General features: G+C 56.5%; 29 protein-coding genes. 20 read left to right on the top strand and 9 right to left on the bottom strand.

Going from position 1 to position 24,889, the window contains the following annotated elements; translation table 11 throughout:
- The first annotated feature begins 2 nt into the window (after positions 1 to 2).
- The 3 genes from OOZ48_RS03295 to OOZ48_RS03305 are packed head-to-tail and all read left to right on the top strand — an operon-like array spanning position 3 to position 3,265.
- Positions 3 to 1,385 (top strand): integrating conjugative element protein, encoded by a 1,383-nt coding sequence (locus OOZ48_RS03295; RefSeq protein ID WP_442867532.1) that lies wholly within the window; start codon positions 3 to 5, stop codon positions 1,383 to 1,385.
- Positions 1,382 to 1,726, top strand: a complete 345-nt coding sequence (locus OOZ48_RS03300) for a hypothetical protein (RefSeq protein ID WP_269495645.1) — start codon at positions 1,382 to 1,384, stop codon at positions 1,724 to 1,726. The genes OOZ48_RS03295 and OOZ48_RS03300 overlap by 4 nt, the downstream gene beginning before the upstream one ends.
- A gap of 15 nt (positions 1,727 to 1,741) precedes the next feature.
- On the top strand, positions 1,742 to 3,265 hold the full coding sequence (locus OOZ48_RS03305; protein ID WP_269495647.1) for a conjugal transfer protein TraG N-terminal domain-containing protein: 1,524 nt from the start codon (positions 1,742 to 1,744) through the stop codon (positions 3,263 to 3,265).
- Between the two features lie 12 nt (positions 3,266 to 3,277).
- On the opposite strand, the gene OOZ48_RS03310 is transcribed toward OOZ48_RS03305, so the two are convergent.
- From OOZ48_RS03310 to OOZ48_RS03330, 5 genes are all read right to left on the bottom strand, one after another.
- Positions 3,278 to 3,652 (bottom strand): DUF3742 family protein, encoded by a 375-nt coding sequence (locus OOZ48_RS03310; RefSeq protein ID WP_269495649.1) that lies wholly within the window; start codon positions 3,650 to 3,652, stop codon positions 3,278 to 3,280.
- 44 nt (positions 3,653 to 3,696) lie between these two features.
- Positions 3,697 to 4,107 (bottom strand): type II toxin-antitoxin system VapC family toxin, encoded by a 411-nt coding sequence (locus OOZ48_RS03315; protein ID WP_269495651.1) that lies wholly within the window; start codon positions 4,105 to 4,107, stop codon positions 3,697 to 3,699.
- A complete protein-coding gene (locus OOZ48_RS03320; RefSeq protein ID WP_269495653.1) occupies positions 4,104 to 4,373 on the bottom strand; it encodes a hypothetical protein in 270 nt (89 codons plus the stop codon). Before OOZ48_RS03320 ends, OOZ48_RS03315 begins: the two co-directional genes overlap by 4 nt.
- Before the next feature lie 164 nt (positions 4,374 to 4,537).
- Complete coding sequence (locus OOZ48_RS03325) at positions 4,538 to 4,954, bottom strand: PIN domain-containing protein (RefSeq protein WP_269495655.1); 417 nt, start codon at positions 4,952 to 4,954, stop codon at positions 4,538 to 4,540.
- The gene (locus tag OOZ48_RS03330; protein ID WP_238665325.1) at positions 4,941 to 5,174 is read right to left on the bottom strand and encodes an AbrB/MazE/SpoVT family DNA-binding domain-containing protein; all 234 of its coding nucleotides are present in this window, start codon (positions 5,172 to 5,174) and stop codon (positions 4,941 to 4,943) included. Before OOZ48_RS03330 ends, OOZ48_RS03325 begins: the two co-directional genes overlap by 14 nt.
- Before the next feature lie 271 nt (positions 5,175 to 5,445).
- Here OOZ48_RS03330 and mobH point away from each other — a divergent pair, with 271 nt between their 5' ends.
- Positions 5,446 to 7,305 carry a MobH family relaxase gene (gene mobH / locus OOZ48_RS03335; protein WP_269495658.1) on the top strand — a complete coding sequence of 620 codons (1,860 nt, stop codon included), beginning with the start codon at positions 5,446 to 5,448 and terminating at the stop codon, positions 7,303 to 7,305.
- A gap of 52 nt (positions 7,306 to 7,357) precedes the next feature.
- Here mobH and cueR read toward each other — a convergent pair whose 3' ends face one another.
- Positions 7,358 to 7,759, bottom strand: a complete 402-nt coding sequence (cueR, locus tag OOZ48_RS03340) for a Cu(I)-responsive transcriptional regulator (RefSeq protein ID WP_269495660.1) — start codon at positions 7,757 to 7,759, stop codon at positions 7,358 to 7,360.
- Positions 7,760 to 7,778: 19 nt separating this feature from the next.
- A complete protein-coding gene (locus OOZ48_RS03345) occupies positions 7,779 to 10,292 on the bottom strand; it encodes a heavy metal translocating P-type ATPase (protein WP_269495662.1) in 2,514 nt (837 codons plus the stop codon).
- A 458-nt stretch (positions 10,293 to 10,750) separates the two neighbouring features.
- Here OOZ48_RS03345 and OOZ48_RS03350 point away from each other — a divergent pair, with 458 nt between their 5' ends.
- The 13 genes from OOZ48_RS03350 to OOZ48_RS03410 all read left to right on the top strand — a co-directional run bounded on the left by OOZ48_RS03350 (position 10,751) and on the right by OOZ48_RS03410 (position 20,092).
- Entirely contained in the window at positions 10,751 to 11,563 is an 813-nt protein-coding gene (locus OOZ48_RS03350; protein ID WP_269495664.1) for a class I SAM-dependent methyltransferase, read from the top strand.
- A 73-nt stretch (positions 11,564 to 11,636) separates the two neighbouring features.
- The gene (locus OOZ48_RS03355) at positions 11,637 to 11,993 is read left to right on the top strand and encodes a hypothetical protein (RefSeq protein WP_269495666.1); all 357 of its coding nucleotides are present in this window, start codon (positions 11,637 to 11,639) and stop codon (positions 11,991 to 11,993) included.
- Between the two features lie 206 nt (positions 11,994 to 12,199).
- Complete coding sequence (gene ccmA, locus OOZ48_RS03360; RefSeq protein WP_269495669.1) at positions 12,200 to 12,814, top strand: cytochrome c biogenesis heme-transporting ATPase CcmA; 615 nt, start codon at positions 12,200 to 12,202, stop codon at positions 12,812 to 12,814.
- Positions 12,811 to 13,494 (top strand): heme exporter protein CcmB, encoded by a 684-nt coding sequence (gene ccmB, locus OOZ48_RS03365; RefSeq protein ID WP_269495671.1) that lies wholly within the window; start codon positions 12,811 to 12,813, stop codon positions 13,492 to 13,494. Before ccmA ends, ccmB begins: the two co-directional genes overlap by 4 nt.
- Before the next feature lie 11 nt (positions 13,495 to 13,505).
- On the top strand, positions 13,506 to 14,243 hold the full coding sequence (gene ccmC, locus OOZ48_RS03370) for a heme ABC transporter permease CcmC (RefSeq protein WP_269495673.1): 738 nt from the start codon (positions 13,506 to 13,508) through the stop codon (positions 14,241 to 14,243).
- On the top strand, positions 14,240 to 14,422 hold the full coding sequence (ccmD, locus tag OOZ48_RS03375; protein WP_269495675.1) for a heme exporter protein CcmD: 183 nt from the start codon (positions 14,240 to 14,242) through the stop codon (positions 14,420 to 14,422). The genes ccmC and ccmD overlap by 4 nt, the downstream gene beginning before the upstream one ends.
- Positions 14,419 to 14,865, top strand: coding sequence for a cytochrome c maturation protein CcmE (ccmE, locus tag OOZ48_RS03380; RefSeq protein WP_269495677.1), 447 nt, complete (start codon positions 14,419 to 14,421; stop codon positions 14,863 to 14,865). Before ccmD ends, ccmE begins: the two co-directional genes overlap by 4 nt.
- A gap of 5 nt (positions 14,866 to 14,870) precedes the next feature.
- The gene (locus OOZ48_RS03385; RefSeq protein WP_269495679.1) at positions 14,871 to 16,838 is read left to right on the top strand and encodes a heme lyase CcmF/NrfE family subunit; all 1,968 of its coding nucleotides are present in this window, start codon (positions 14,871 to 14,873) and stop codon (positions 16,836 to 16,838) included.
- Positions 16,835 to 17,359: a DsbE family thiol:disulfide interchange protein gene (locus OOZ48_RS03390; protein ID WP_269495681.1), complete on the top strand. Its 525-nt coding sequence runs from the start codon at positions 16,835 to 16,837 to the stop codon at positions 17,357 to 17,359. Before OOZ48_RS03385 ends, OOZ48_RS03390 begins: the two co-directional genes overlap by 4 nt.
- Positions 17,356 to 17,811 (top strand): cytochrome c-type biogenesis protein, encoded by a 456-nt coding sequence (locus OOZ48_RS03395; protein WP_269495683.1) that lies wholly within the window; start codon positions 17,356 to 17,358, stop codon positions 17,809 to 17,811. The genes OOZ48_RS03390 and OOZ48_RS03395 overlap by 4 nt, the downstream gene beginning before the upstream one ends.
- Positions 17,808 to 18,665, top strand: a complete 858-nt coding sequence (gene ccmI / locus OOZ48_RS03400; RefSeq protein WP_269495685.1) for a c-type cytochrome biogenesis protein CcmI — start codon at positions 17,808 to 17,810, stop codon at positions 18,663 to 18,665. The genes OOZ48_RS03395 and ccmI overlap by 4 nt, the downstream gene beginning before the upstream one ends.
- A 19-nt stretch (positions 18,666 to 18,684) precedes the next feature.
- On the top strand, positions 18,685 to 19,302 hold the full coding sequence (locus OOZ48_RS03405; RefSeq protein WP_269495687.1) for a TlpA family protein disulfide reductase: 618 nt from the start codon (positions 18,685 to 18,687) through the stop codon (positions 19,300 to 19,302).
- 43 nt (positions 19,303 to 19,345) lie between these two features.
- The gene (locus tag OOZ48_RS03410; protein WP_269495689.1) at positions 19,346 to 20,092 is read left to right on the top strand and encodes a cytochrome c biogenesis CcdA family protein; all 747 of its coding nucleotides are present in this window, start codon (positions 19,346 to 19,348) and stop codon (positions 20,090 to 20,092) included.
- A gap of 28 nt (positions 20,093 to 20,120) precedes the next feature.
- Here the strand turns inward: OOZ48_RS03410 and OOZ48_RS03415 are convergent, their stop codons facing one another.
- Positions 20,121 to 20,342, bottom strand: a complete 222-nt coding sequence (locus OOZ48_RS03415; protein ID WP_269495690.1) for a GDCCVxC domain-containing (seleno)protein — start codon at positions 20,340 to 20,342, stop codon at positions 20,121 to 20,123.
- A 321-nt stretch (positions 20,343 to 20,663) separates the two neighbouring features.
- Between OOZ48_RS03415 and OOZ48_RS03420 the strand changes: the two genes are divergently transcribed.
- The gene (locus OOZ48_RS03420) at positions 20,664 to 20,990 is read left to right on the top strand and encodes a four-helix bundle copper-binding protein (protein WP_269495692.1); all 327 of its coding nucleotides are present in this window, start codon (positions 20,664 to 20,666) and stop codon (positions 20,988 to 20,990) included.
- Between the two features lie 255 nt (positions 20,991 to 21,245).
- Here the strand turns inward: OOZ48_RS03420 and OOZ48_RS03425 are convergent, their stop codons facing one another.
- Entirely contained in the window at positions 21,246 to 21,929 is a 684-nt protein-coding gene (locus OOZ48_RS03425; protein ID WP_269495694.1) for an MFS transporter, read from the bottom strand.
- A 566-nt stretch (positions 21,930 to 22,495) separates the two neighbouring features.
- On the opposite strand from OOZ48_RS03425, the gene OOZ48_RS03430 reads away from it, so the two are divergent.
- Together OOZ48_RS03430 and dsbD are read left to right on the top strand one after the other, a co-directional pair.
- Positions 22,496 to 22,780: a DUF2933 domain-containing protein gene (locus OOZ48_RS03430; protein WP_102075257.1), complete on the top strand. Its 285-nt coding sequence runs from the start codon at positions 22,496 to 22,498 to the stop codon at positions 22,778 to 22,780.
- A 129-nt stretch (positions 22,781 to 22,909) separates the two neighbouring features.
- Complete coding sequence (dsbD, locus tag OOZ48_RS03435; protein WP_269495696.1) at positions 22,910 to 24,871, top strand: protein-disulfide reductase DsbD; 1,962 nt, start codon at positions 22,910 to 22,912, stop codon at positions 24,869 to 24,871.
- Positions 24,872 to 24,889: the final 18 nt, after the last annotated feature.

Raw genomic sequence — 24,889 nt, forward strand, 5'->3', positions numbered from 1 at the left:
ATATGACAAAACCCGCGAGCCTGATCCCGCGCTCATGCCGCCCAGCGGTGCTGGCCTGCGCACTGGCTCTGGCCTGCGGTTTGGCCTCGGCCCAAAGCGGTGGATTCCAGAATAGTGGCAGCGTCATCGGTGATGAGGTCATGTATTCGATTGGTGGCGGGAACGCCGTCTCGATGAGTGGTGCAGCCGGTATGCGCTCCATCGGTGTGGGCGCCGGTTGGAACAGCAACCTGATTTGTGGCGACATGAATATCAGCACGACGATCCAGAACCAACTGAACGGGATCACGAACGGCTTTCAGAACATCATGAGCAGCGTTATACAGAGTGCGACCAGTGCGGTGGCATCGCTTCCCGCGCTGATCATCCAGCGGGCTGATCCAGGGCTGTATAACCTGCTGACCAATGGTGTGCTGCAGGCCCGGTTGGACTTTGACCGGTCCAAGCTCCAGTGCCGCGCCATGGCAGAAAAAATGGCCGACATGGCCGGTGGGCAGATGGGCTGGAACCAGCTTGCCCAGGGTATGGCGCTGCGCGAGGCGGTGGCCAGTAGCGATGCGGTCTCGGCGATCGAACAGGCCGAAACCAGCCGGGGTAACGACGGCGTGCCGTGGGTCGGCGGTGGTAATGCCGGCGGCGCGGGCCAATCTCCGATCAAGGTGGTGGGCGATGTGACTCGCGCCGGGTACAACCTGGTCAATGGCCGTAGCGTGTCTGACACGTCGGCCATCGCCCAATCCAGTTGCGGCAGTCTTTCCTGCCAAACCTGGTCGTCGCCCGATGCGGCGGTGGCCTGGGCGACGCGAGTCTTGGGTGAACAAGAACAACGCACCTGCGAAGCCTGCACCAAGACCCAGACCGTACCGGGCGTGGGCTTGACGCCGCTGATCCAGGAGGAATACGACGCCAAGCTCCAAGCGTTGCAAGAACTGATTACGGGCGCTCGCAACACGACGTTTGAGAACCTGCACGAAGCTGGCAGTGCATCGCTGCCGATCACTCGCGGCGTTGTCGAAGCCCTACGCGACGAACCCGACCAGGACATTCTGGCCCGCCGTTTGGCGTCCGAAGTCGCGCTGGCCTCCGTACTGGAAAAAGCGCTGCTGTTGCAACGCACGTTGTTGACCGGCAAGAAGGAACCCAACGTCGCGGCCAACCAAATGGCGGTGGATGCGGTGAACCAGGAAAGCGACACGCTGGATCGGGAAATCCAGAACCTCAAGACCGAACTGGAACTGCGTCGTGAACTGGCGAATAACTCGCCCATGGCGATTATCCAACGGCATAGCACACGGGCGGCGGGCTCACGCGGTGTCTACCAGGGCGACCCAGTGCCCGACCGTCTGCAGCAATTGCAGCGGTCCGCACCGGGCGGCACACCATGAACGCCGCGTGGCTACGTAAGTGGTTCAACCGGCGCGCTGCTAGAGCGCTGCTGTGGACAGTATTGCTGCTGGTCGTGGCGGTGGCAGCTAATGTCGCGGGCATCTACTTCCTGGGAAGCATTGCTAGCTGGGAGCAGTGGCTGGCAGAGGCCTCTGGCTTTTTCCTGCTGTGGCGCCTGTGCCTCTACGCGGCGACCGCCTACGGGTGGCGGTGGATGCGCCGACGGCTGCTCGCCAGGCAATCCGATGCGGCAACCCGACGCCGATTGCTACGCACGGAGATCGCTGGCGTCCTGGCGCTGGTCACACTGGAGTGCAGTCTGCTGATGCAGAGCACGTAGCGGGAGCGCTGAACCATGACGCTGTTCACGACCGATTACCTGGAGTATTACCTGACGCTGGTGGGCTGGATCGTGCACAACGGCATCTGGTCGGTACTGGTGGCCAGTGGCGTGTTTGCCATCCCCTTCATTGCCATCATCCTGCAGGAGTGGCTCAAAGCCCGTGGCGAAGGCGCCGACGAAGGCAATAAGGGTCTGCTGTCGGCCGCACGTATCGAAACCCGCGTGTGGGTGGCGGTTGTTGTGGTACTTTTCGCTGGCATCCCGTTCATCGACGTGGACCTGAGCCGGGTGCGCTTTGACGATGCCCGTTCCCGCCAATGCGGGGTGAGCGTACCGCAGCCTTCCGATACCGGCTGGAGCCAATCCTTCACCACCCTGAACGACCAAAGCGCCAAGGTGCCTGTGTGGTGGGGGTTTATGCACGCGCTTTCTCGCGGCCTCACCAGCGCATCGGTCGCCGCGATTCCCTGCGGTACCGAGTTGCGTCAACTACGCATGGAGATCGATGCCACACGAATCGATGATCCGGTACTGGCCCAGGAGGTATCGGATTTCTCACATGACTGCTACGGTCCGGCCCGCGCCAAGCTGTTCATGAGCCGTCCAGAACTGGATGACGTGCAGATGCACGATGTCACCTGGATCGGATCGCGGTATTTCGTGGACTCGGCGGGCTATTACGACACCTACCGCTCACGCACCCCGCGCGACGCCTGGCCTTATGACAGCATCCGCGATGCGGGTCTCGCCCAGGTACCCAGTGGCGGTGGCTATCCGACCTGCCGGCAGTGGTGGAGCGACGGGAGCAGCGGGCTGCGGGCGCGCCTGCTGTCCCAGGTTGATTCCGGCCTGCTCAACCGCGTCGCTGGTTGGGCCGGGTTTCTCACCCGTGCCGAGGTCGATGATTCGGTGATCCGCGCGGTCGCTGCGCCGCGCCAGCAAAAACTGAATCAGGGCGCGGTCTATACCGACTACGGCGGCCAGATCGACAAGACGCTGCCCAATGTCGTGACCCGCGCCGCCAGCGACCTTGGCATCACGATCGGCTCGATCGGCTTTTTCCCCGCCATGGATGTGGTGCGCCAGGCGCTGCCCATGGTGTTGTCGTTCCTGAAGATGGCGCTGGTGATCTGCATCCCGCTGGTGCTTATCATCAGTACCTACGAGCTCAAGGCCGTAGTGACGGTCAGCGTGGTGCAGTTTGCCTTGTTCTTTGTGGACTTTTGGTTCCAGCTGGCACGCTGGATCGACAGCACGATCCTAGATGCGCTCTATGGCAGCGGGTGGGGATGGAATCGGCCAGTCACCAATTTTGATCCGCTGATGGGGCTAAATAACAGCTTTGGCGATATGTTGCTGAACTTCGTGATGGCGACGATGTTTCTGGTGCTGCCCGCGTTCTGGATCACTGCGCTAACGTGGGCGGGAGTTAGGGCTGGAAACGCGCTTCAAGGCTTGGCCGATGGTACGCGCGGAGCGGGAGAGGCTGGTCGTGGGGGTTCAAGCGTGCTGATGAGCGCAGCCAGGAAAAGCTAAGGAAGCACCAGTTCAATCGTCTTCAAAGCGTGGGTCTGGATCATCGTTGAACGAAGCGGGGTGATAAAAAATGCTTTTCCGATGATCCCTTTCTTCTGCATTACGCCCTAAGAAGTCATCTTCATCCTGCTCGTTTGAATGCCCCGCAACCCAGGCTGCGGCTACTGCGAACCCCAGCAGCAGCGCCAGCCAGAACGCGGTATAAAGTAGCCCTACCACCACGGCCAACGTGACGATCCACAGCAACGTGCTGACAATAGGAGCAGGTAGACCTTGAGCCACCAGCCAGCCCGACACTTCACGTTCACTGCGCAGATAACCACGCCGTCCGCGAGCAAGCCAGCGGCCAACGCGTTCTGCTTTACTAATGCGGGTTGTCTGGTTCATGATCATCACCTATCCAGGAGACAGAGTTTCGAAAGCGGGTTCGGCTAACTTAGCAGCGCGATATTCAGGCCTTGAACACGCTGAAACATGACGTCGCCCGTCAAGAACACGTGATTCTGGCCCAGTTGCAGGCAGCTGGCCGCCTGCAATGCATCTGGTGTACGCAGCCCATGGCGTACGCGGATCGCCGCCGCTAACTCGACGACCTCCCGGTTCATCTCCACCCACACGAGATCAGGGCGAGCGAAGAACGCATCGAATAGCGCCAATGTGCCCATGTCGTTGGCTTTCATCGGGCCTACGCGACACTCAAGCCAAGAGAGACGGCTGACAGCCGATTCGATTCCTGGGTACGTCTGCGTCGCTTCGGCAAGCTGGTTGCGCACCCGGCTGGCGAAGGGCTCATTGCCTTCGATCAGATAGATGAGGGCACAGGCATCGAAGAATGCAATCACCAGGCGCGCTCTTCCGCCAACGTAGCGTTAATATCATCCTTCTCACGTGTGCCCGCAGATGGCTGCGTCAGCAGCCACTGCAACGCCGTCATCCCTGGGACGACCGATGGTCCCTTGCCTGTGAGGCGCTGGTATTCCGCTTCAGATAACACTACTGCTGCCGACTTATTGCGCTTGATGATATGCACCGGACCTCGCCGCAGGCCTTCTTCAATGGCGGCCATACCTCGGCGCTTAATCTCGGCTACGGTCACGCTATTGTTCATGAAAGCCTCCAAAAAAAGTACTGAAACTGTTTAAATAGTATCAATTTCAGTATCAAACGGCAAGAGGGACGAAGATGTGCACCATTAGCTTATCAATCCGTGGTGTATCTTGAGCGCACCATTGATGCTGCGGGCTGTCATTGTCATCGATTCCTTCGGCCTGACTAATCAGTAGAAAATGGATTCCTGAGTGTCAAGCTGTCCTCCAGAATCTGACCATGGTTCATATCTTCACTATAGAGCGTCTGGCAACCAGCCGCCGTAGCCGCCGCGACGATGCATGCATCATAAAACGACAGTTTATGACGTTCAGCGATCAATATGGCTTGGTCGTGGATGGTTTCTGTGAGCGGAACAACCTTGCAAAAGCCCCGTACCAGTTCCAGAAACTGCGCAATCTCATCCCAGTTCATCGTCAGCTTGCGGCGGCATACGTGCGTGACCTCATTGAGCACTTGCACACTGATGACCGGTCCAGCCTTCAATAGGCTTTCGGCCTTATCCGCCTTGGTTGAATCCTCCGACAGCAGGTACAGCACCACATTGCTGTCCATAAAATGCTTGAACTTAGTCGCGCGCATTCGCCTCGTCCCGGCTGAAACGGAAATCCGCAGGCAGTTTGCCCCGGAAGGTACGCAGACGCTTCAGCAAGGCTTCAGAACCCGGCTTCTTGCGAACCGCAAACGCGCGCGGGCCGTCCACGACGATCTCAATATCGTCACCTTCTTGCAACTCCAGGGCTTCTACCAGGCTGGCCGGAAGGCGCACGGCCAAGCTGTTACCCCATTTGGCGACTTGCATGCTAATAACTCCTACATTTGATATACATTTCAATTGTATATCTATAGATGCAAATTGCAAGATATGTGCTGACGGGTACAACAGGTTTGGTTGCCAATCCGAGTCTGCCTGTCCCGCATTGATACTGGCGTAGCAAGACCGGATTGCCCTATACCCAAAGGGTTCAAAGGCCAAAGGGCCAGGAAGGGGGAAGGGAATGGAGCCAAGGGGAAAGGCCCTACCTGAAAAGGCAAAAAAGGCTCTCTTGCCTGCCCATTACCAGAGGTTTTACATGCTCTCGCTGTTCCAGCGCAAACGGCTACTGCCAGTTATAGATACGACCGCTATACCCCTGACCGAACCACTCAAAGGGCTGACGCGGCCAGAGTCGGCTGCTTCACTGTTGTCCACGCCTCGACGCCAACGTCTGCTGGAACACATTTGGCAACGCACGTCACTCTCGCGCCAGCAGTTTGCATTGCTGTACCGCGCACCGCTGGAACGTTATGCCGAGCTGGTGCAGCTATTTCCCGCCTCGGAAAGCCATCACCACGCCTATCCGGGCGGCATGCTCGACCATGGGCTGGAAATCGTGGCCTATGCCTTGAAACTGCGCCAGTCTCATCTGTTGCCTGCGGGAACAACACCCGAAGACCAGGCCGCCCAGGCAGAAGCCTGGACTGCGGCGACGGCCTATGCCGCGCTGCTACACGACATCGGCAAGATCGCGGTGGATCAGCATGTGGAGCATGAAGACGGTAGCGCCTGGCATCCCTGGCACGGCCCGCTGACTCGGCCATACCGTTTTCGCTACCGGGAAGGGCGTGAGTATCGACTGCACAGCGCCGCCACCGGACTGCTCTACACACGGGTGCTCGATGGCAGCATTCTGGACTGGCTTAACGGTTTCCCGCTGCTTTGGTCGGCATTGCTCTACGTGCTGGCCGGTCAGTATGAACACGCTGGGGTGCTGGGCGAACTGGTCATTCAGGCTGATCGTGCGTCGGTGGCCCAGGCATTGGGGGGCGATCCCGCACGCGCCATGGCCGCGCCCAAGCACGCACTGCAGCGCAAGCTGCTGGAAGGCCTTCGCTACCTACTAAAGGAAGAGCTGAAGCTGAACCAGCCCCAGGCCTCCGATGGCTGGCTTACCCAGGATGCACTCTGGCTGGTCAGTAAGACGGTTTCGGATAAGCTACGTGCGCATCTGCTCTCGCAGGGCATCGACGGTATCCCAGCGAACAACACTGCCGTTTTTAATGTGTTGCAGGATCATGGCATGTTGCAACCGAACCCGGAAGGCAAGGCCATTTGGAAGGCGACGGTCACGAGCGAGAGCGGCTGGTCGAACACCTTCACCTTCTTGCGCGTGGCACCCGCGTTGATCTGGGAGTCCGGAGAGCGGCCCGATCCATTCGCGGGCACGGTGGCGATCGATACCACGTTGACCAGCGAGGCGGCGGACGCGGCTGTGGCCGAATCGGCACCCGTGGTGGGCCAACCGCCAGCGGATCAGGAAGCTTCACCATCAGCCGGTGATACTGTAATTGTATCGACTTCGGCAGTGTTCCCGGTGCCGCCTCGGGATACGGCTAGTGCGCCGGACGCCATAGACGATCTATTGACGATGATTGGCATGGACGGATCTTCCTCTGCGGTCCACGGCGAGGACTCTTCGTCCAGGGCGACCCCAAATCCAACTGCGCCATCTCCGCTTACTCCAACCACGCAGTTGACGCACGTTGCCAGTTCGCCAGTCCTGGGGGGACAACCGTCCGGCGAGCATTTCATGGTGTGGCTGAGGGAGGGCATCCAGTTGCGCAAACTCATCATCAACGATGCGAAGGCGTTGGTGCATACGGTGAACGACACCGCCTACCTGGTCAGCCCCGGCGTGTTCCAGCGCTACGCACAAGAGTATCCGCAGGTCGGTGCGCTAGCTAAACAGGAGAAGCAGCAGGACTGGCAGTGGGTGCAGAAGCGTTTTGAGAAGCTACGTCAGCATCGTAAGCAGCCCAACGGACTGAATATTTGGACCTGCGACGTTCTTGGACCACGGAAATCCCGAAGGCTTCACGGCTATTTGTTAGTTGACCCCAGTTTGTTATTCACTGAGTTGCCTCCCAGTAATCCCTATCTCAATCTTGTATGATTTAATTTGACCCGCAACGAACTAACCAGCAATCGCAGCGGGCTTGCTACAACTATTGTCTATCGGCTGTGTGCTCGAGGTCGTCCAAAATCGGACAGTCGGGACGGTTATCGCCGGAGCAACACTCGATCAACGCCTGAAGCGTATTGGTAATTTGTTCCAGGCTGTCGATTTTCTCGCGCAGCTCTGCCATGTGAGCTGTAGCGATACGTTTCACGTCAGCGCTCTGGCGCGATTTGTCGCGCCAGAGGCCCAAAAGCTCATTGATCTCGGCCACCGGAAAGCCAAGATCACGCCCCCGGCGGATAAACCGCAGCATGTGCACATCAGATGCAGAATAATTGCGATAACCCGACTGCCTGCGATTCGCTCGGGGGATCAGTCCGGTTTGTTCATAGTATCGGATCATCTTCGCTGAGACACCTGAGGCTTTCGCTACTTCCCCAATATTCATTTCAATATCTCCTTTCCAATTACGCCGCCGTCGGCAGTTGAGAGGATTTGGTGGCCTCTATCGGTGAGCGAAACCCACGCAAGCGTAGCGCGTTGCCTAGCACGAAGACACTGGAAAGCGCCATTGCTCCCGCCGCGAAGATCGGCGACAAGAGGACGCCCCAGGCCGGGTACAGCACGCCCGCGGCCACCGGGATCAGCGCGGTGTTGTACGCAAAGGCCCAGAACAGGTTCTGACGGATGTTGCCGATCGTCGCCCGCGACAGTGCGATGGCAGTGGGCACGCCCATCAGGTTGCCCGACATCAACACCACGTCGGCCGCCTCGATGGCGATATCCGTGCCGGTGCCGACCGCCAGGCCTACGTCTGCTTCGGCCAGCGCGGGCGCATCGTTGATCCCGTCGCCGACGAATGCCAGCTGGCCATGCGCGGCTTTCAGCTTGCGCACCGCCTCGACTTTGCCTTCCGGCAGGACCTCGGCGATCACCTCGTCGATGCCAAGCTGGCGCGCGATGGCTTGCGCCGTGCGACGGTTGTCGCCGGTGATCATCGCGACCTTTAGACCAAGCTTGTGCAGCGCGGCAATGGCAGCCGGCGTCGTTTCTTTGATCGGATCAGCTACCGCGACGATCGCAGCCAACCGGCCATCGATAGCCGCATAGAGCGGTGTCTTGCCTTCATTACCCAGACGCTCGGAGGTTGCCGCGAAAACGTCAACCTTGAGTCCTAGTTTGCGCATGTAGCGGTCCGCTCCGACCTCAATCAGCTCCCCGTTCACATGTGCTTTCACGCCGAAGCCGGTGATCGATTCGAAGTCAGTAATGTCAGGAATGGTGATTCCTTCGTTGCTGGCCGCCTCGACGATGGCCCGCGCGATGGGGTGCTCGGACTTCGCCTCGACAGCGGCGATCCGGGCTAGCACGTCCTGGCGGTGGAAGCCCTCAGCGACTTCGAGGTCGGTCAACGTGGGGCGACCCTCGGTCAGCGTGCCGGTCTTGTCCACGGCGACGACTTTTGCATCCTTCAGCAATTGCAGCGCCTCGCCTTTACGGAAAAGAACGCCCAGCTCCGCACCGCGCCCGGTACCCACCATGATCGATGTGGGTGTCGCAAGGCCCATGGCGCACGGGCAGGCAATGATCAGAACGGCCACGGCATTGACGAGCGCAAAGGTCAGCGCCGGCTGCGGCCCGAAGACGAGCCAGACGAGGAAGGTCAGCACGGCAACACCCATAACGGCGGGCACGAACCACATGGTCACCTTGTCCACCAGCGCCTGGATGGGCAGCTTCGATCCCTGCGCCTGTTCGACCATGCGGATGATCTGCGAGAGCACGGTGGCGCCGCCCACCGCCGTTGCACGGAAGGACAGCGCACCCTTTTGATTGACGGTGCCCCCGACCAGCTTACTGTCCACCGTCTTTGCAACCGGGATGGGTTCGCCGGTGATCATGGATTCATCGACATAGCTTTGGCCCTGCGTGACCTCGCCATCGACGGGAATGCGTTCTCCGGGGCGCACCTCGATGATGTCACCGGCCGCGACGTCGGCGATCGGAATTTCGAGCACGGTACCGTCACGCTGGACGCGCGCGGTTTTTGCCTGCAAACCGACCAGCCGCTTGATGGCCTCGGACGTGCGGCCTTTGGCCCGCGCCTCCAGAAAACGGCCAAGCAGGATCAGCGTGACAATGACGGCCGCCGCTTCGTAATAGACGTTGACGGTGCCAACTGGTAGTAGGGATGGCGCGAAGGTGGCGGCCAGGGAATAGGCATAGGCCGCGAACGTGCCGACCGCGACCAGTGAGTTCATGTCGGGCGCAAGACGCCAAAGCGCCGGGACGCCTTGCCGGTAGAAGCGGAAGCCCGGCATAGCCAACACCAGCGTCGTCAACGCGAACTGGATGTACCAGTTCCATTGCGCGCCGATGGTGCGCAGGATCAGCTCATGCACGCCGGGAATCAGGTGTGATCCCATTTCCAAGACGAAGACCGGCAGAGTCAGGACGGCGGCAAGTGTTAGGTCGCGTTTAAGCGCCGTGCGTTCAGCGTCTTTACGTTCGTTTGCGGCTTCTTCGTCGGCGGACGCGCCAATATCGATGGGTTGCGCCGCATAGCCTGCCGCTGCGATTGCCGCGATCAGGGTGTTGGGATCGACGCTGCCGCGCACGTGGGCGCGTTCGGTTGCCAAGTTCACCGTGGCCTCGGCAACACCGGGAATGGCTTTGAGCGCTTTTTCGACGCGGCCCACGCACGATGCGCAGGTCATGCCTTCAACCGAAAGGTCGATGGTGGTGGCGGGTACGCTGTAACCGGCGGCCTCGATGGTGTCGACTAGCGCCTGGCGGTCAATGGGACCGCTCGCCTGGATGTCAGCCCGCTCGGTCGCCAGGTTGACGGTGACCGAATCAATGCCTTGGATCTTGCTGAGGGCTTTTTCGACGCGGCCAACGCATGATGCACAGGTCATGCCTTCGATCGGCAGACTGATCGCGGTTGTCAAGGCGCTTTCCTGTATGGTCAAGGTATTCAAATCCCACCTCCTTGTCGTTCAGTTCAAATAGATTAAGAGAAGGATATAGGTTCCTACCGTTGGAAGGTCAAGCATAAAAAACCATGTCCTGCGGTAATTGTGCAAAGTGCACCATCGCCTCATAGTGTCACGCTCACTGTTCGCCATTGTGAGCGCAAGGCTGCGGGCATAATGGGGCTAGTGCTGCCGCATTACGATAAGGTAATGCGGCAGTCATCGTCCGGTCAGTGGCCGGCCAATATAGTTGTCATCAAGCGGCTCTACTGCCTCTTTTGTGGTCGCTACCTATTCAGTTGGCCCCAATCCCAATGGGATCACATACCGCAGCATCCCGTAAGGCCAACCCCTTCGGTGTGGCTCCAGTATGCTGGGACCATTTCATAACAAGCCCGATTCGGTAATCTGAGTCGGGCTTGTCGTGACATTAGAAGGCGCATAATTGTGATCAGGAGAGTCCAGTGAGCCAACAACCAAACCTTAGTCCGGCAGAAGTATATGAGCGCTACCTTAGCCGTGCGATTGCAGATCCTTGGACGCGTGTGCTGCTTGAATTGGCGTCACCCCAACCCGGCGAGCGAGTTCTGGATCTTGCCTGCGGTACGGGCAGTGTCGCACGGCAGGTCGCTCCCATGGTTGGGGTAAGCGGTCAGGTCCTTGCTCTGGATATCAATGCAGAAATGCTGGAAGTAGGTCGTGCACAACCGGCACCGGCTGGTGCTTCGATACTCTGGCAAGAGGGTAATGCAACTCGCCTCGAACTTCCCGGTGACGCGTTTGATCTTGTGTTGTGTCAACAAGGACTTCAGTTCTTTCTCGACCGAGTGCTTTCAGGTCGCGAAATGCGTCGCGTGCTACGCAATGGCGGTAGCGCAGTCATCAGTGTGTGGCAGTCCCTGAGCCGACATCCCGTGTATGAGGCGTTGTTTACGGCAACTGCACGCCTTCTTGATGTGCCCATCACGGACGTCGATGTTGCCTTTTCATTATCCAACCCCGATGAGCTATACACATTGCTCAGCGAGGCGGGCTTTCAATATATCGAAATCACTCCGCGATCACTGTCTATTCGCCTGCCTGAGCCAGAAAAGTTTGTTCAGTTTTCGATACTGGGCGCAGCCACGTCAGTGCCAGCGTTTGCATCTATGGATGCCGTAGAGCGCCTCGCTCTTGTGGACGAAGTAAGGGCGGAGACGCACGCCATCGTGCAAGGCTTTCGGGATGGGGATGCTCTCGCATTTTCTATGGAAACAAACATCGCGATTGCAAAATAACCAACCCCCGGCTTCTACTTTTCATACCCTCGTTTGTAAGACACGCTTTTCACTTGGTACAATCGTTCCCGCAATGAAGAAATTCCTCCTTATTTTTATGCTGGTCATGCTGCCGCTTCAGGCCTCCTGGGGCGTCGTGAGCGTGTATTGCCAGCCAGAAAGGGAGGTTTGCATCGCGCCCTGTGATAGCGAAGCTCAAGAGCAGCGTGTCTCTTTAAGCGACGGGTCCGAGCAAATTGGTTCAACCTCAGGTTTTTTGGACCAATACGAGCATTCATGCCAAGCACCAGCGGCGTCGATTATTTCATCTGCACATCAAACTATCCCTTCCTTATCGTCTAGCTTGGCCCTTCAGTTTCATGAGGCGCAGCTCAGCTTGCCGACCTATTCCGAGCGGCCCGAGCGGCCCCAGTGGCTTTTCGTTGCCTAAGCTGGCACGCCGCTGATTCGACTTCCTTCCTGCTCCACACCTACGTCCTCAGCGTCGTCGCGTTCAATTGACTTTGAGCGTGCGCCCAGCTACTTGCGACGGTAGCGCTTAGTGCCGCATGTAACGGATGGTCCGTTGCATATCGGCGCATAGCCAGAATACCGATATCACCTGGTGATTAACGTTTTTGCGAGCAAAGGTCGACGGTGCTTGAAGCCATCAATCTGGACTGCGTGCGCGGTGAGCGCCGCCTATTTCATAATCTGAGCTTTCAGCTTAAGGCAGGCGAGTGCCTGTTGGTGCGCGGCGAGAACGGCAGCGGCAAAACCAGTCTTTTACGCATGCTGGTGGGGCTAACGCCTCCGGCTGCCGGCGCCGTTCATTGGCAGGGTAGTCCGATAAAAAAACTGGGCGATGAGTACCGTCACCAGCTACTTTATTGTGGCCATCCTTTGGGTCTTAAGGATGCGCTAAGTGCCACGGAAAACCTAATTTCCAGCGTGGCGTTGGCTGACGAATCGGTTACCCAGGACAGTGTGCACGAAGCCTTACGCCAGGCTGGATTGCAGGGTAGGGAGCACCTATCGGTACGAGCCTTGTCGCAAGGGCAAAAGCGCCGTGTAAACCTGGCTAGGCTACTGCTGCAAAGGCGTGCTTTGTGGGTGTTGGATGAACCTCTGACTGCATTGGATACCCAAGCCAGCCTATGGGTTGTACGGGTGATTGACCAGCATCTGAGCAATGGCGGGATTGCAGTCTTGACGACGCATCAGGATTTGACCTTGGCAGGCACGACGCACGTTATACGGGTAGGCGTATGAGCGACACAATTGGTTTATCCGTACTTCGAGGGGTAATACATCGAGATTTAAGGCTCGCCATGCGACGCAAGTCCGATGTGCTGACACCGCTTTTTTTCTTTGTCATCGTGGTCAGCCTGTTTCCGTTGGGCATTGGATCTGAGCGCGACATGTTGCGGCAGATCGCCCCAGGCATTCTTTGGGTGACGGCACTGCTGGCGACCATGTTGTCGCTTGACCGGCTGTTTGAACAAGATTACGCCGACGGCACACTAGAGCAAATGGCTCTTTCACCCGCTCCGTTGGGAATGCTGGTGCTCGGCAAGGTGGTCGCGTATTGGTTGTTGACGGGTTTTCCCTTGACGTTGCTCGCTCCGCTGCTGGCATTGCAATTCGATTTACCAACGCCTTCGTTATTCGTACTGGCTGCGTCGCTGGCCCTTGGTACGCCTGTACTTAGCTTTATTGGCGCGATCGGAGCGAGTTTGACTTTGGGCCTACGAGGCGGCAGCGTCCTGGTCGCCTTGCTTGTGCTTCCGCTTTATGTGCCGGTGCTGATCTTTGGCGCGGGTTCGGTAGATGCCGCCGCAGCCGGCCTGGGCGCTACGGCGAATCTGTCGCTGCTAGGCGCCGTGCTGGTTTTAACTGGGTTTTTTGCACCGTGGGCCACAACCGTGGCACTACGGATTGCGTTGGAATAATGAGCAAGTGAATGATCAATTGGTTTAAGTACTCATCACCCAAAATGTTCTATCCCCTTGCGGGCAAGCTGATTCCCTGGTTTGCAGCCGCTGCCGCGATTCTGGCGATCATAGGGATGTACGTGGGTTTCTTCATGGCGCCCACCGACGCCCAGCAAGGTGAGGGCTATCGCATCATCTTCCTGCATGTGCCGGTCTCTTGGATGTCGATGTTCATTTATTTGGTCATGGCTTTCTGGGCTGCAGTGGGACTGGCATTTAACAATCGTTTAGCCGCCATGATGGCTTCGGCGTTGGCCCCTACCGGCGCCATGTTCACGTTTCTTTCACTCTGGACGGGCGCCTTGTGGGGCAAACCCATGTGGGGGACCTGGTGGGTCTGGGATGCACGTCTGACCTCCGAGCTGATTCTTCTCTTTTTGTACATCGGTTTTATGGCGCTTCAGTCAGCGGTTGATGAGCCGCGGCGTGCGGATAAGGCCGGTGCTGTCCTTGCCCTTGTCGGCGTGGTCAATATTCCCATTATTTATTTTTCGGTGCAGTGGTGGAACACCCTGCATCAAGGTGCATCAGTTTCGCTGACGCAGGCGCCCTCTATGGCCATGATCATGCTGTTCGGCATGCTGCTTATGGCGTTGGCGTCATGGATGTATACGGTGGCGATCGCGCTGATGCGCGTGCGCTGCATCATTTTAGAACGCGAACACCATGCTGGGTGGTTAGACGAATTGAAGGAGGTAAAGCAATGAACTGGACGAGTCCTGCAGAATTTTTTGCGATGGGTGGCTATGGGCAATACGTGTGGGGGTCAGTCGCCGTCACCCTGGTCGCTCTTTGCACGGAATGGCTCCTGCTGCGCCAGCGCCGCCAAGCGGCTTTATTGCAAGTAAAGCGCCAATTAATCCTGAGGAAAGAGGAATCTCGATGAAAAATCGCCATAAGCGCCTCGCGCTCATTGCTGGTGGCTTGGTAGCTTTCGGCATTGCCACAGCCTTAGTGCTGAATGCTTTTCAAAGCAATCTTGTGTTTTTTTTCACGCCTACGCAGGTGAGCGCGGGTGAAGCCCCCCAGGAGCGGACCTTTCGCGTCGGGGGCATGGTGCAAACCGGCAGCGTGCAACGACTAAGCGATGGGCTTACCGTCAAATTCGTGGTGACCGATACCGCCAAAATGGTACCGGTCAGTTATACGGGAATACTGCCCGACCTGTTTAGCGAAGGCAAAGGGGTGGTAGCCCAAGGCAAGCTAGGTGTCGATGGCTTGTTCCGCGCTGAAGAAGTGTTAGCCAAACATGATGAAAACTATATGCCCCCTGAAGCGCAGCATGCGCTGGATGAGGCCGCCAAGAACACGATTACTACGAGGCCATAACGCTCATGATTGCTGAACTCGGTCATTTTTCACTGATACTGACGCTATTCGTGGCGCTGGCGCAGGGCTGTTTAGCCCTTGCTGGCGCGGCGCGTGGCAATGCCGTCTGGATCGCCTTTGCTCGACCCGCCGCGACGGCGCAGTTCCTTTTAATTATTGTTAGCTTCGCTACGCTGGGTTGGTCCTTCATTGTTAAGGATTTTTCGGTGGCTTACGTCGCCCAGAATTCCAATTCGCAATTGCCTTTGCTTTACCGTGTATCTGCCGTTTGGGGCGGCCACGAAGGATCGCTTTTGCTGTGGTTGCTGATGCAAACAGGCTGGGCCTACGCAGTCAGTGTGTTCTCCAAGCAACTGCCCGATGTCATGGTGGCACGTGTATTGGGGGTGCTGGGCCTGGTCACGGCTGGATTCCTGCTGTTCGTGCTGCTGACCTCTAACCCGTTCGAGCGTCTCCTACCTGCACCCATAGAGGGTATGGACCTGAATCCGCTACTGCAAGACATAGGGCTGATATTTCATCCGCCGCTGCTATATATGGGGTATGTCGGGTTTTCGGTCGCCTTCGCATTTGCCATTGCCGCCTTGCTGGCGGGGCAGCTTGATTCGACCTGGGCCCGTTGGTCCCGGCCCTGGGCGACGGCAGCGTGGTTGTTCCTGACCTTGGGTATCGGCCTGGGTAGCTGGTGGGCCTATTACGAACTGGGTTGGGGCGGTTGGTGGTTCTGGGATCCGGTAGAGAACTCGTCATTCATTCCATGGTTAGTCGGTACCGCGTTGATACATTCCCTGGCAGTGACTGAAAAGCGTGCCAGTTTCAAGAATTGGACAGTGCTGCTTGCTATCAGTACCTTCTCGCTGTCCTTACTGGGGGCTTTTCTTGTGCGCTCCGGCGTGTTGACGTCGGTACACGCCTTTGCCACCGACCCGCGCCGAGGCGTGTTCATCTTGATGCTGTTTACCGTGGTGGTGGGCTCGTCCCTGATCTTATTTGCCTTGCGCGCGCCCAAGGTGGGCATGGGCGGGCGGTTCGAGCTGATCTCGCGTGAGTCCCTATTGTTAGTGAATAACGTGCTGTTGGCCGTAGCCGCAGGGGCCGTGATACTTGGAACCTTGTATCCGCTTTTCATTGATGCGCTTGGGTTAGGCAAGCTTTCCGTGGGGCCGCCATACTTTAATACGGTTTTTGTACCCCTGATGGTGCCAGCGCTGCTGCTTATGGCGGTAGGCCCGGTGGCCAACTGGAAATCGGCCAAGATAAGCGTTTTGGTAAAACACCTGTATGTCCCGGCTGCGGCGGCAGTGGTTGTCGGTATTGCCGCACCCTTCATGTTGGGGCGTTGGTCGGTGTTGGTGGCGCTAAGCCTGGCGTTGGCTACCTGGATAGCGACTGCGGTGGTCAAGGGTATTGTTGATCGTATGCGTGCTACGCGTACTGGGCTGCTGGCCCAACCGCTTAGCTGGCTAGGCATGCATGTGGCGCATTTGGGTATCGCCGTGTTCGTGGCCGGGGTGACTATCGTCATGGGCTATGAAACCGAACAAGACGTGCGTATGACACCTGGCAGCACGGTAAGCGCAGGGGGCTATGAATTGACCTTTCTTGGCGTGAATAAAGCACAGGGACCTAACTATATGGCAGAAGTCGGTGACATCGAACTGTCGCGCAATGGTAGTGTCTTACGCAAGCTGCATCCCGAAAAACGCAGCTATACCTCCTCTGCGGAGATGCCCATGACAGAAGCGGCAATTGATGCCAACGGCTTGCGTCACGTGTACGTCGCCCTGGGTGAACCGCTCGCCGACGGCGCCTGGAGCGTACGTGTTTACTACAAACCCTTCGTGGACTGGATCTGGATAGGTTGCATCTTGATGGCGCTGGGTGGCTTGCTGGCCATCAGTGATCGCCGTTATCGACTTAAGAAACGTCGTCAACGCAAGGCGGCCTTGGTAACCGCAGGAGCCACAGCATGAGTCGCTTTATATGGCCCTTGGTCGGTTTTGTCGTATTGGTCGGCTTCCTGGCTTTCGGTTTGACCCTTAAGCCCAGCGAAGTTCCTTCGCCTTTTATTAACAAGCAGGCACCAAGCTTTACCTTGCCCCAGTTGGCCTCACCAGAAGACACGTTTTCGCCAGAAGCCATGAAAGGCAAAGTGTGGCTGCTGAATGTGTGGGCCTCTTGGTGTTATGCCTGCCTTGAAGAGCACCCTGTGATTACGGATTTGGCGAAAACGCATGGCGTGCCCATCGTTGGCCTCAACTACAAGGATGTACGCAAGGAAGCGATTTCGTGGTTAGAGCGCTATGGCAATGGTTATGTGTTGTCCGTATCCGATACGCAAGGGCGCGTGGGCATAGACTATGGCGTTTATGGCGTGCCCGAAACCTTTGTTATTGATAAGGACGGCTTCATTCGTTACAAGCACATAGGCGCGGTCACTGCTAGCGCAGTGCGCGAAACCATACTACCCCTGATACGGGAGCTTGAGCAATGAAACATTGGTGGCTGACATTGTTGTGCGCTGTTATCGCGCTGCCATCGTGGGCGGATAACGGCACGGCGGAAAAGCGTATGTTGGATATAGCTGCCGAGCTGCGCTGCTTGGTGTGCCAGAACGAATCGATCGCGGCCTCGCGTGCCGACCTGGCCGTGGACTTGCGTCAGCAGATACGTGAGCAGATCCAGGCGGGCGAAAGCGATGCCGAGATCAGAACCTATATGGTTGATCGTTATGGTGATTTCGTACTTTATCGCACGCCATTAAAAACCACCACGCTATTGCTCTGGTTTGGACCCATGCTGTTGCTGGCCTTTGGGTTCCTCGTCTTGGCGATAACATTGCGTCGCCGGAAAAACGGCGAGGCTGATGCATTGTTAAGCGACGACGAGCGCAAAAGGGCGCAGGTACTGCTCGCCCAAACCACGGACACCGGAACATCACCATGAATTTAATTTTTATCCTTATTGCTGCATTACTTGTTGTTAGCGTCACCTTGTGGCTGGCGTTTGTTCTGTGGCGTGGACCCAAGTTGGACAGCAGTGTCGAGTATCACGCCGTCAATGCGGCGGTACTGCGTGACCAATTGCTTGAGCTGGAGCAGGATCGCGCCAACGGTATATTGTCTTTGCGTGATCACGCTACGGCCCAACAAGAGCTGCAACGACGAGTGCTGGACGAGGCAACACCCGTTCAGAACACCAGCGTACGACGCCATAGCAGCAAGCAAGCCGCGATAGCGCTGGCTATCGTCTTGCCAGTGGCGGCAACGCTTACTTATCTGGCGATAGGAAACCCCGCAGCGATTACTCCACCGCCGACGCGAAGTGCTCCCGCTATGACACAAGCCGATGTGCAGGCCATGGTGGACTCACTCGCTGCGAGGCTGGCGCGCAATCCTGATGACGCGCCTGGTTGGCTCATGCTGGCGCGCTCTTATCGCTATTTTGAAAAGTATGAAGATGCTGCTGCGGCCTTTGCCAAAGCGGCTGCCGTCATCCAGACGGATCCTTTGGCGTTGTCGGAGTATGCCGAAACACTCGCCAGAAGCAATCAAGCGGGTTTTAAAGGGGAGCCGACCCAATTGCTGGAGCGCGCGCTGACGCTCAATCCTCGGGAGCCATTCGCCTTGACTTTGGCGGGGGCCGCAGCGCTTGAGCGCCAAGATTACCCGGCAGCGATCAATTACTGGCAACAGTTATTCGAACTGCTTCCGTCTGATTCAGACAGCGCGAGGGCTGTCGCAAACAGTATAGAGCGAGCTCGCCGAGAACAAGCCGAAACGGCAACCCCCAAGAACTGATGGATGCTGAAACTTAATAATGAAGAACTCTTCTAAGATAATCGCTTGGGCAGCAGTGGCGTTAATCAGCGTGATCGCCATCGCGACAGCCTTGTTTTTATACCAACGTAATAATGCCTCGAAGAATCTCCTAAGTGGAGTACTTAATGTTGCGGTGGACATAGGGGGTCAGCGCTTCATGCGCTGGCATACGCCACGCGAACTGCCTTTGATCTCCTTTCAGGATGCGACGGGCAAGACCGTGACCTTGGCCGATTTCCATGGCCGCGTCATATTGCTCAATGTATGGGCGACCTGGTGCCCCCCATGTCGCGAGGAGATGCCATCGCTGGACCGGTTAAATGCCAAGCGTGGCGGCTCAGACTTCGAAGTCGTTGCGCTGTCGATTGATCGAGACCCTGATCTGATCAAACCGTTTTATCAGGATTTTGGTATTCGAACGTTGAAACATTACGTTGACCCGACGACAAGGGTATCAGACACGCTGCGTGCGCCGGGCGTGCCAACAACGCTATTAATTGATCGAGAGGGTCGCGAAATCGGACGAGCGATGGGGCCCGCTGCCTGGGATGGCGCGCAAGTCGAAGCCCTGATTGATGGCGCACTGCTACGCCCCTCTATTCGGGATTCAAAGTGATGAGAGATAAGAATAAAACAAACTATCTACATGGAATGACGCGATGCTTGAATTAACCGTCATTGGACTATTAACAGCGTTTTTCGCCGGTATAGCGTCCTTTCTCTCGCCCTGTGTTTTACCGCTCGTGCCCGGTTACCTTTCCTATATTGCAGGCGACTCCATTGAGTTGAACGCCTCTCAGCTCGAGGCACGTTCTGCTCGATGGCGAGCATTGGGCCTTAGTGCGTGTTTCGTTGCTGGCTTTTCCATGGTATTTCTAATTTTGGGAGCCAGCATCACCGCAATCGGGCGTTTGTTCTTATCGTATCGCTACGAACTGAATATCGCTGCGGGAGGTGTTATTGTCATCGCCGGCCTGATGATTATGGGTGTCATACGTGCCCCTTTATGGATGCAGCGTTACTACCGCTTTGAACCGCGGGGCGGCGGTGGCAAGCCTTGGTCGGCTACTGTGCTTGGCATGGCGTTCGGCTTCGGTTGGACACCATGCATCGGTCCCGTGCTCGGCGGCATTCTGTTGCTTGGCGCCACCTCTGAGAGTCTTGGGCAGGGCGTACTGCTTTTGGGGGTCTATGCACTGGGGTTAGGCGTACCGTTCCTTCTTTCCGCTTACTTCATGACGCCGTTTATGCGTCGACTGGGTTCGTTGCGCCGAACAGGCCGTTATCTTCAGATAATCACCGGCGCGATTCTGGTGCTGATGGGCATTGCGGTGGCGAGTGGACAGTTGGTGCGTTTTGCGATTTGGTTATTGAGGACGTTCCCGGCGCTTGGGGCGATTGGGTAGTTGTGTGTTTTGCCTCTTGAGGTTCCGATCAGCTACAACAGCCTTTTTGTCTGCTGTGTTCTTGAACTGGCGGACAGGGTACGGAACCGTACGAACAATAAACACAGCAGTCGCCGGGTTGCGGCTTCAAAACAGCCCGGCATTGTTCGCACTCGTAGAACCATTGGCAGGCGTTAGTTGGCATGGTTTCCGTTTTGATATGCCCACATTCAGGGCAGGTCAGCGTCGATTCTAAGACAACAGTGCTCATTTCATGTTCCTCATCTTCAGGGATATGTGCATGGTCGTGCTCCAGAAAGGCGCAGGACCATTCGGCACGCACAATGCCTGCACAGGCTCAACCATGGGGTATTGATTGTGTTACGGAAATACAGTGGTACTACTGACGTCAACATAACGCAATCATTAAAAATTTGTAATATGAGGTGAATGTAGAACACAGATTGCGTGAAGACAACGAGATTTTAGAGCAGAGTATTGCGCTTCAGGCATTGAAGTTGCTGGATTAGGGAAGTGGCATCGCATAGCGGAGCCACTTGATAATCACACCGTAAGTTCTTTGGAGATCAATATGGCTCATGAAAAATTTCAATCTTGCATCGACGCTTGTTATGCCTGCGCCGCTGAGTGCGACCACTGCGCTGTTTCATGCCTGCAGGAACAGGACGTTAAAAGCATGGCGCGTTGCATAAAGCTGGACATGGATTGCGCGCAGATTTGCCGCATCGCGGCCAGTTATATGGCCAGGGGCAGTGAATTCGCCCAGGCGCTTTGTCGCTTGTGCGCAGATGTTTGCCAAGCGTGCGCAGATGAATGTGCCAAGCATCAAATGGATCACTGCCAGCGCTGCGCCGAGGCTTGCCGCAAGTGTGCCGAAGAGTGCAGGCGGATGGCATAGACGACTAGTGCCCGCACAGTACAACCGCTGCATGATGCATGTTGCGGATGCGATGTGCTTACTGGTCAGAGCCTGGCGTACGGCCAGGTCTGCCCGCTCCACTATTAATTCAAATGTCTAACAATCGGTTGGCGAAGAGAGGTGCACAACTACGCTACGTGCTATGGCGGCATTTTTGATAAGGACGGGCGTACGCGTTCGAGATCAGCCGTGACTGTGCCAACACTCCGTCGCCGATCTCAACTCGTACGTCCACTACCGGTTCAGCCTTGTATAACAAAACCAAGCCAGACATCTCGCTCCAAGAAAACAGAACACCGTTAGCGCCATAGCCAGACCGGAATCGGCTACTAGTGGAGCGACCAATCCCGAGGCCAAGGTCATGACCATGGTTTGAACAAAACCTTGCAAGGATGCTGCCATCCCGCGTGCTGAGGGGAACAGATCGAGCGTCAGCAATGTAATGGTTGGGGTTACAAACGACATGCCAACGGTATAAAGCGCTACGGGCAGAATGACCCAGGGCAGAACGGGCGGCAGAAAGGCGTTGTACACCACGTTGAGCACCGTGGCACCCGCCATTATCAAGTATCCATAGCTGACGGCCGTCAATGGCGTGAATCGTTTCGCAAGTTTCCCTGCCAGGTAAGCGCCGAAGATTATGCCGGTCGTCGCAGGAATGAACAGCCACCCGAATTCCGCCTTACTTAATTCAAGATACTGAACAACGAAAATAGGCGCTGCGGAAACATACAAGAAAAAGCCTATGAAATTACAACTTAAGGCCAGGGTCAATAACCAGAACGGCTGGCTTCTTAGCACAGCGCTGTAGTTTCGCAGCACCGCCGCTGGCCTCATCGATGTCCGTCGCTCCCGTGGCAAGGTCTCCGGCAGAAAGAAGTAGCTGGTCATCAGTTGCAGCCCGCTGAAAATGGCCATAAAGATGAATATCGGCGGTGTTTAGTGTCTACCAGCGAACGAGCTACCTGAAGGTAAGCGCGCTCCATTCGTTCATCGCCTCCTGCCCGATCAGCCATTGTCTCGAGCGCACGCAATAGGTGCTCAGCGACCAGAAGATCTCCTTCGTCACACGCCCGCTTGAGGGCAGCCAGGATGTCATCGTCCAAACTTGTGTGGTTCTCGTCCATGGCATTCATAGTTCCTCAGGCAGAATTGCAGTGTTCCGGGGAGCGCTGTCTGCCTCACTTGGTCTTCATCACGTTTATCAGCAGCGTAAACGTTCCCACAGTGACAATGTCAACCGGCAGTATTTGCCGCCCGTTGTAAACATGGAACGCTTTGCCCTCTGTTCACCAGTGCCATTGAAACAATGCGAGCGCTTTGTACATATAGCAACAAATCTTTTGCTTCCTAGAGCGCTTTTCCAAAGATGACAAAGATGTAATGTCCGCGCAATCTGTCTGACAGCAACGGACCGTTACAGTAGGCTTGTCGGTAGATTTCCGCATAAAGCGCTAGCGACACAAGTACAAGGAGAGCTAACAATGAAATGCGATATAAAAACGATGGTGAAAGGCGGTCTTGGGCTAGCCATGGTGATCGCTGTTGCGTATGCGGTATTGCCCGCCGCACGTGAATTGATTATTGCTGTGAGCCCATTCTTATTCTTCTTAATCTGTCCGTTGATGATGTTTTTCATGATGAAAGGCATGCAGTCGGGCCACAGCGATAACGAATCAAAGAAGGGCGAACCCGCCCAAGTGCCAATGCCGGAAGAGGCTAATGCTGGGGACCGTCGACGTTTACTAAACCACAATAGAGCACCTTGATACCTGAGCAGGTCATGGGAACCAAACTCACACGAATAGTTCTCTTAGCGCTAGCTGTAATTGGGTTGGTCGCTATTTTGGCCTTCGTTTTCATGGGCGTCATGATGGTCTGGATGATGAGTAGTTGAAGTGAAATCTATCCGTTTGTTGATGGCTCTGCTCGTGCTGGCACTGGCGTGGTTACCTGGCGTTAGTCCCGCACAATTTTCTGAAATGCCAGCCGACCCCACCGGTATTACAGTGTCGGCTTCTGCTTCCTCGAACAGTGGGACTCTGGGCTCCATGCGAAGTTTGTTTGGCAGCGAGAGTTCTGATCAAGAGCTGTTGCCACCAGATGAAGCGTTCAAAGTCTCGGTGAGGGCACGCGACGCCGATACGCTGGTCGCTACGCTTACTGCAGTAGACGGCTATTATCTTTATCGCGATAGGATTGCGTTTGACCTTCAGCAGCCATCCAACGCGGCGATCAAGAACGTCGCGCTACCCCAAGGTAAGCTTAAGGATGACCCCACTTTTGGGCAGGTCGAGGTGTATTACGGATCTGTCCAGATCCCAATTACGTTAAATCGGTTGTCTGGATCTATTTCCGAGCCGCTGATTCTGCAAGCCTCCTATCAGGGTTGTAACGATCCGACCGGAGTCTGCTATCCACCAATAAATAAAACGCTGTCCGTAGTTCTTGCCGCGGTAGCCCAGACCAGCGCCGCCTCAGCGGGTGCTAACGTCGCGCAAGCTCAAGCGAGTAGTGGCATCCCTCGAAGCACTGCCAAGGTCCAGGTCTCGGAAACAAGCCTCGTACGAGATCTGTTCGCTCAGGACAATGCGTGGGCGCTCATAGCCGCCTTCTTTGGTTTTGGCTTGGTTCTGGCGTTTACACCCTGCATGCTACCCATGATTCCGATTCTGTCGGGAATGGTTATTGGGCAAGGCCGATCACTAAGCCGCCGCCATGCCTTTGGCCTTTCTTTGGTATATGTGATGGCCATGGCCGTCACTTACGCGCTCGCAGGTGTGGCCGCGGGGTTAGCAGGCACGATGCTCTCGGCATATCTGCAAAAGCCATGGGTATTGGGCAGTTTTGCCGTCGTCTTCGTACTCCTCGCGCTTTCCATGTTCGGCTTTTATCAACTCCAGATACCCGCTTCCATACAAAGTCGCCTAGCGGGCGCTGCAAACCGATCTGCCGGTGGCAAGGTCTTCAGTGTGTTCGTCATGGGCGTATTGTCCGCCGTCATTGTGGGACCGTGCGTTGCGGCACCTCTGGCCGGAGCACTGCTTTATATTGGGCAGACAGGAGATGTCGTGCTGGGTGGCTTGGCGCTTTTCTCGCTGGCTATAGGGATGGGTGTTCCGCTTCTGATCTTTGGCACCACAGCGGGTGCACTTTTGCCTAAGGCCGGCTCGTGGATGAGGTCCGTGCAGCACTTTTTTGGCGTCACGATGCTGGCGGTGGCCATCTACCTGATTTCCCCGGTCATACCCTCTGTCGTCCATATGAGCTTATGGGCCGTCTTGCTCATTATTTCTGCGATGTATCTGAAGGTGTTGGACCCGCTGCCTGACAGCTCGCCTGGGTTTGTGCGTTTTGGCAAAGGGGTAGGGGTCATTGCACTCATTTCGGGTTTGGCGCTGCTTATCGGCGTGCTGTCAGGAGGCCGCGATGTGCTGCAGCCCCTGAGTGGCTTAAGAGGTCCAGGTGTTGCGGCCGCACAGAATATCAGCTTGCCCGAGCTGCAGTTTAAGAAAACTACGAGTCTCGCCAACCTTGAGTCGCAATTGCAGGCGGCGGAAGGTCGCTACGTCATGTTGGACTTCTGGGCTGACTGGTGCGTATCCTGCAAAGAGATGGAGCGCTTCACGTTTACAGATGCCCAGGTAAGAAAACGCCTCAAAGACGTCGTGTCGCTTAAAGCCGATGTGACCGCGAACAATGCCGACGATCAAGCGCTGCTCAAACGTTTTGGGCTCTTTGGCCCCCCCGGCATCATCTTCTTTGACAGGCAAGGGGCGGAGATCGACTTTCAGGTTATCGGGTTTCAGGCACCCCAGAAATTCTTGCGCTCTTTAGATTCGGTCATGCCAGGTCAGTGAGGTTGAGAACCAGACGTT

It is taken from the genome of Castellaniella sp. S9 (assembly GCF_027257175.1).
Taxonomy (GTDB): domain Bacteria; phylum Pseudomonadota; class Gammaproteobacteria; order Burkholderiales; family Burkholderiaceae_B; genus Castellaniella.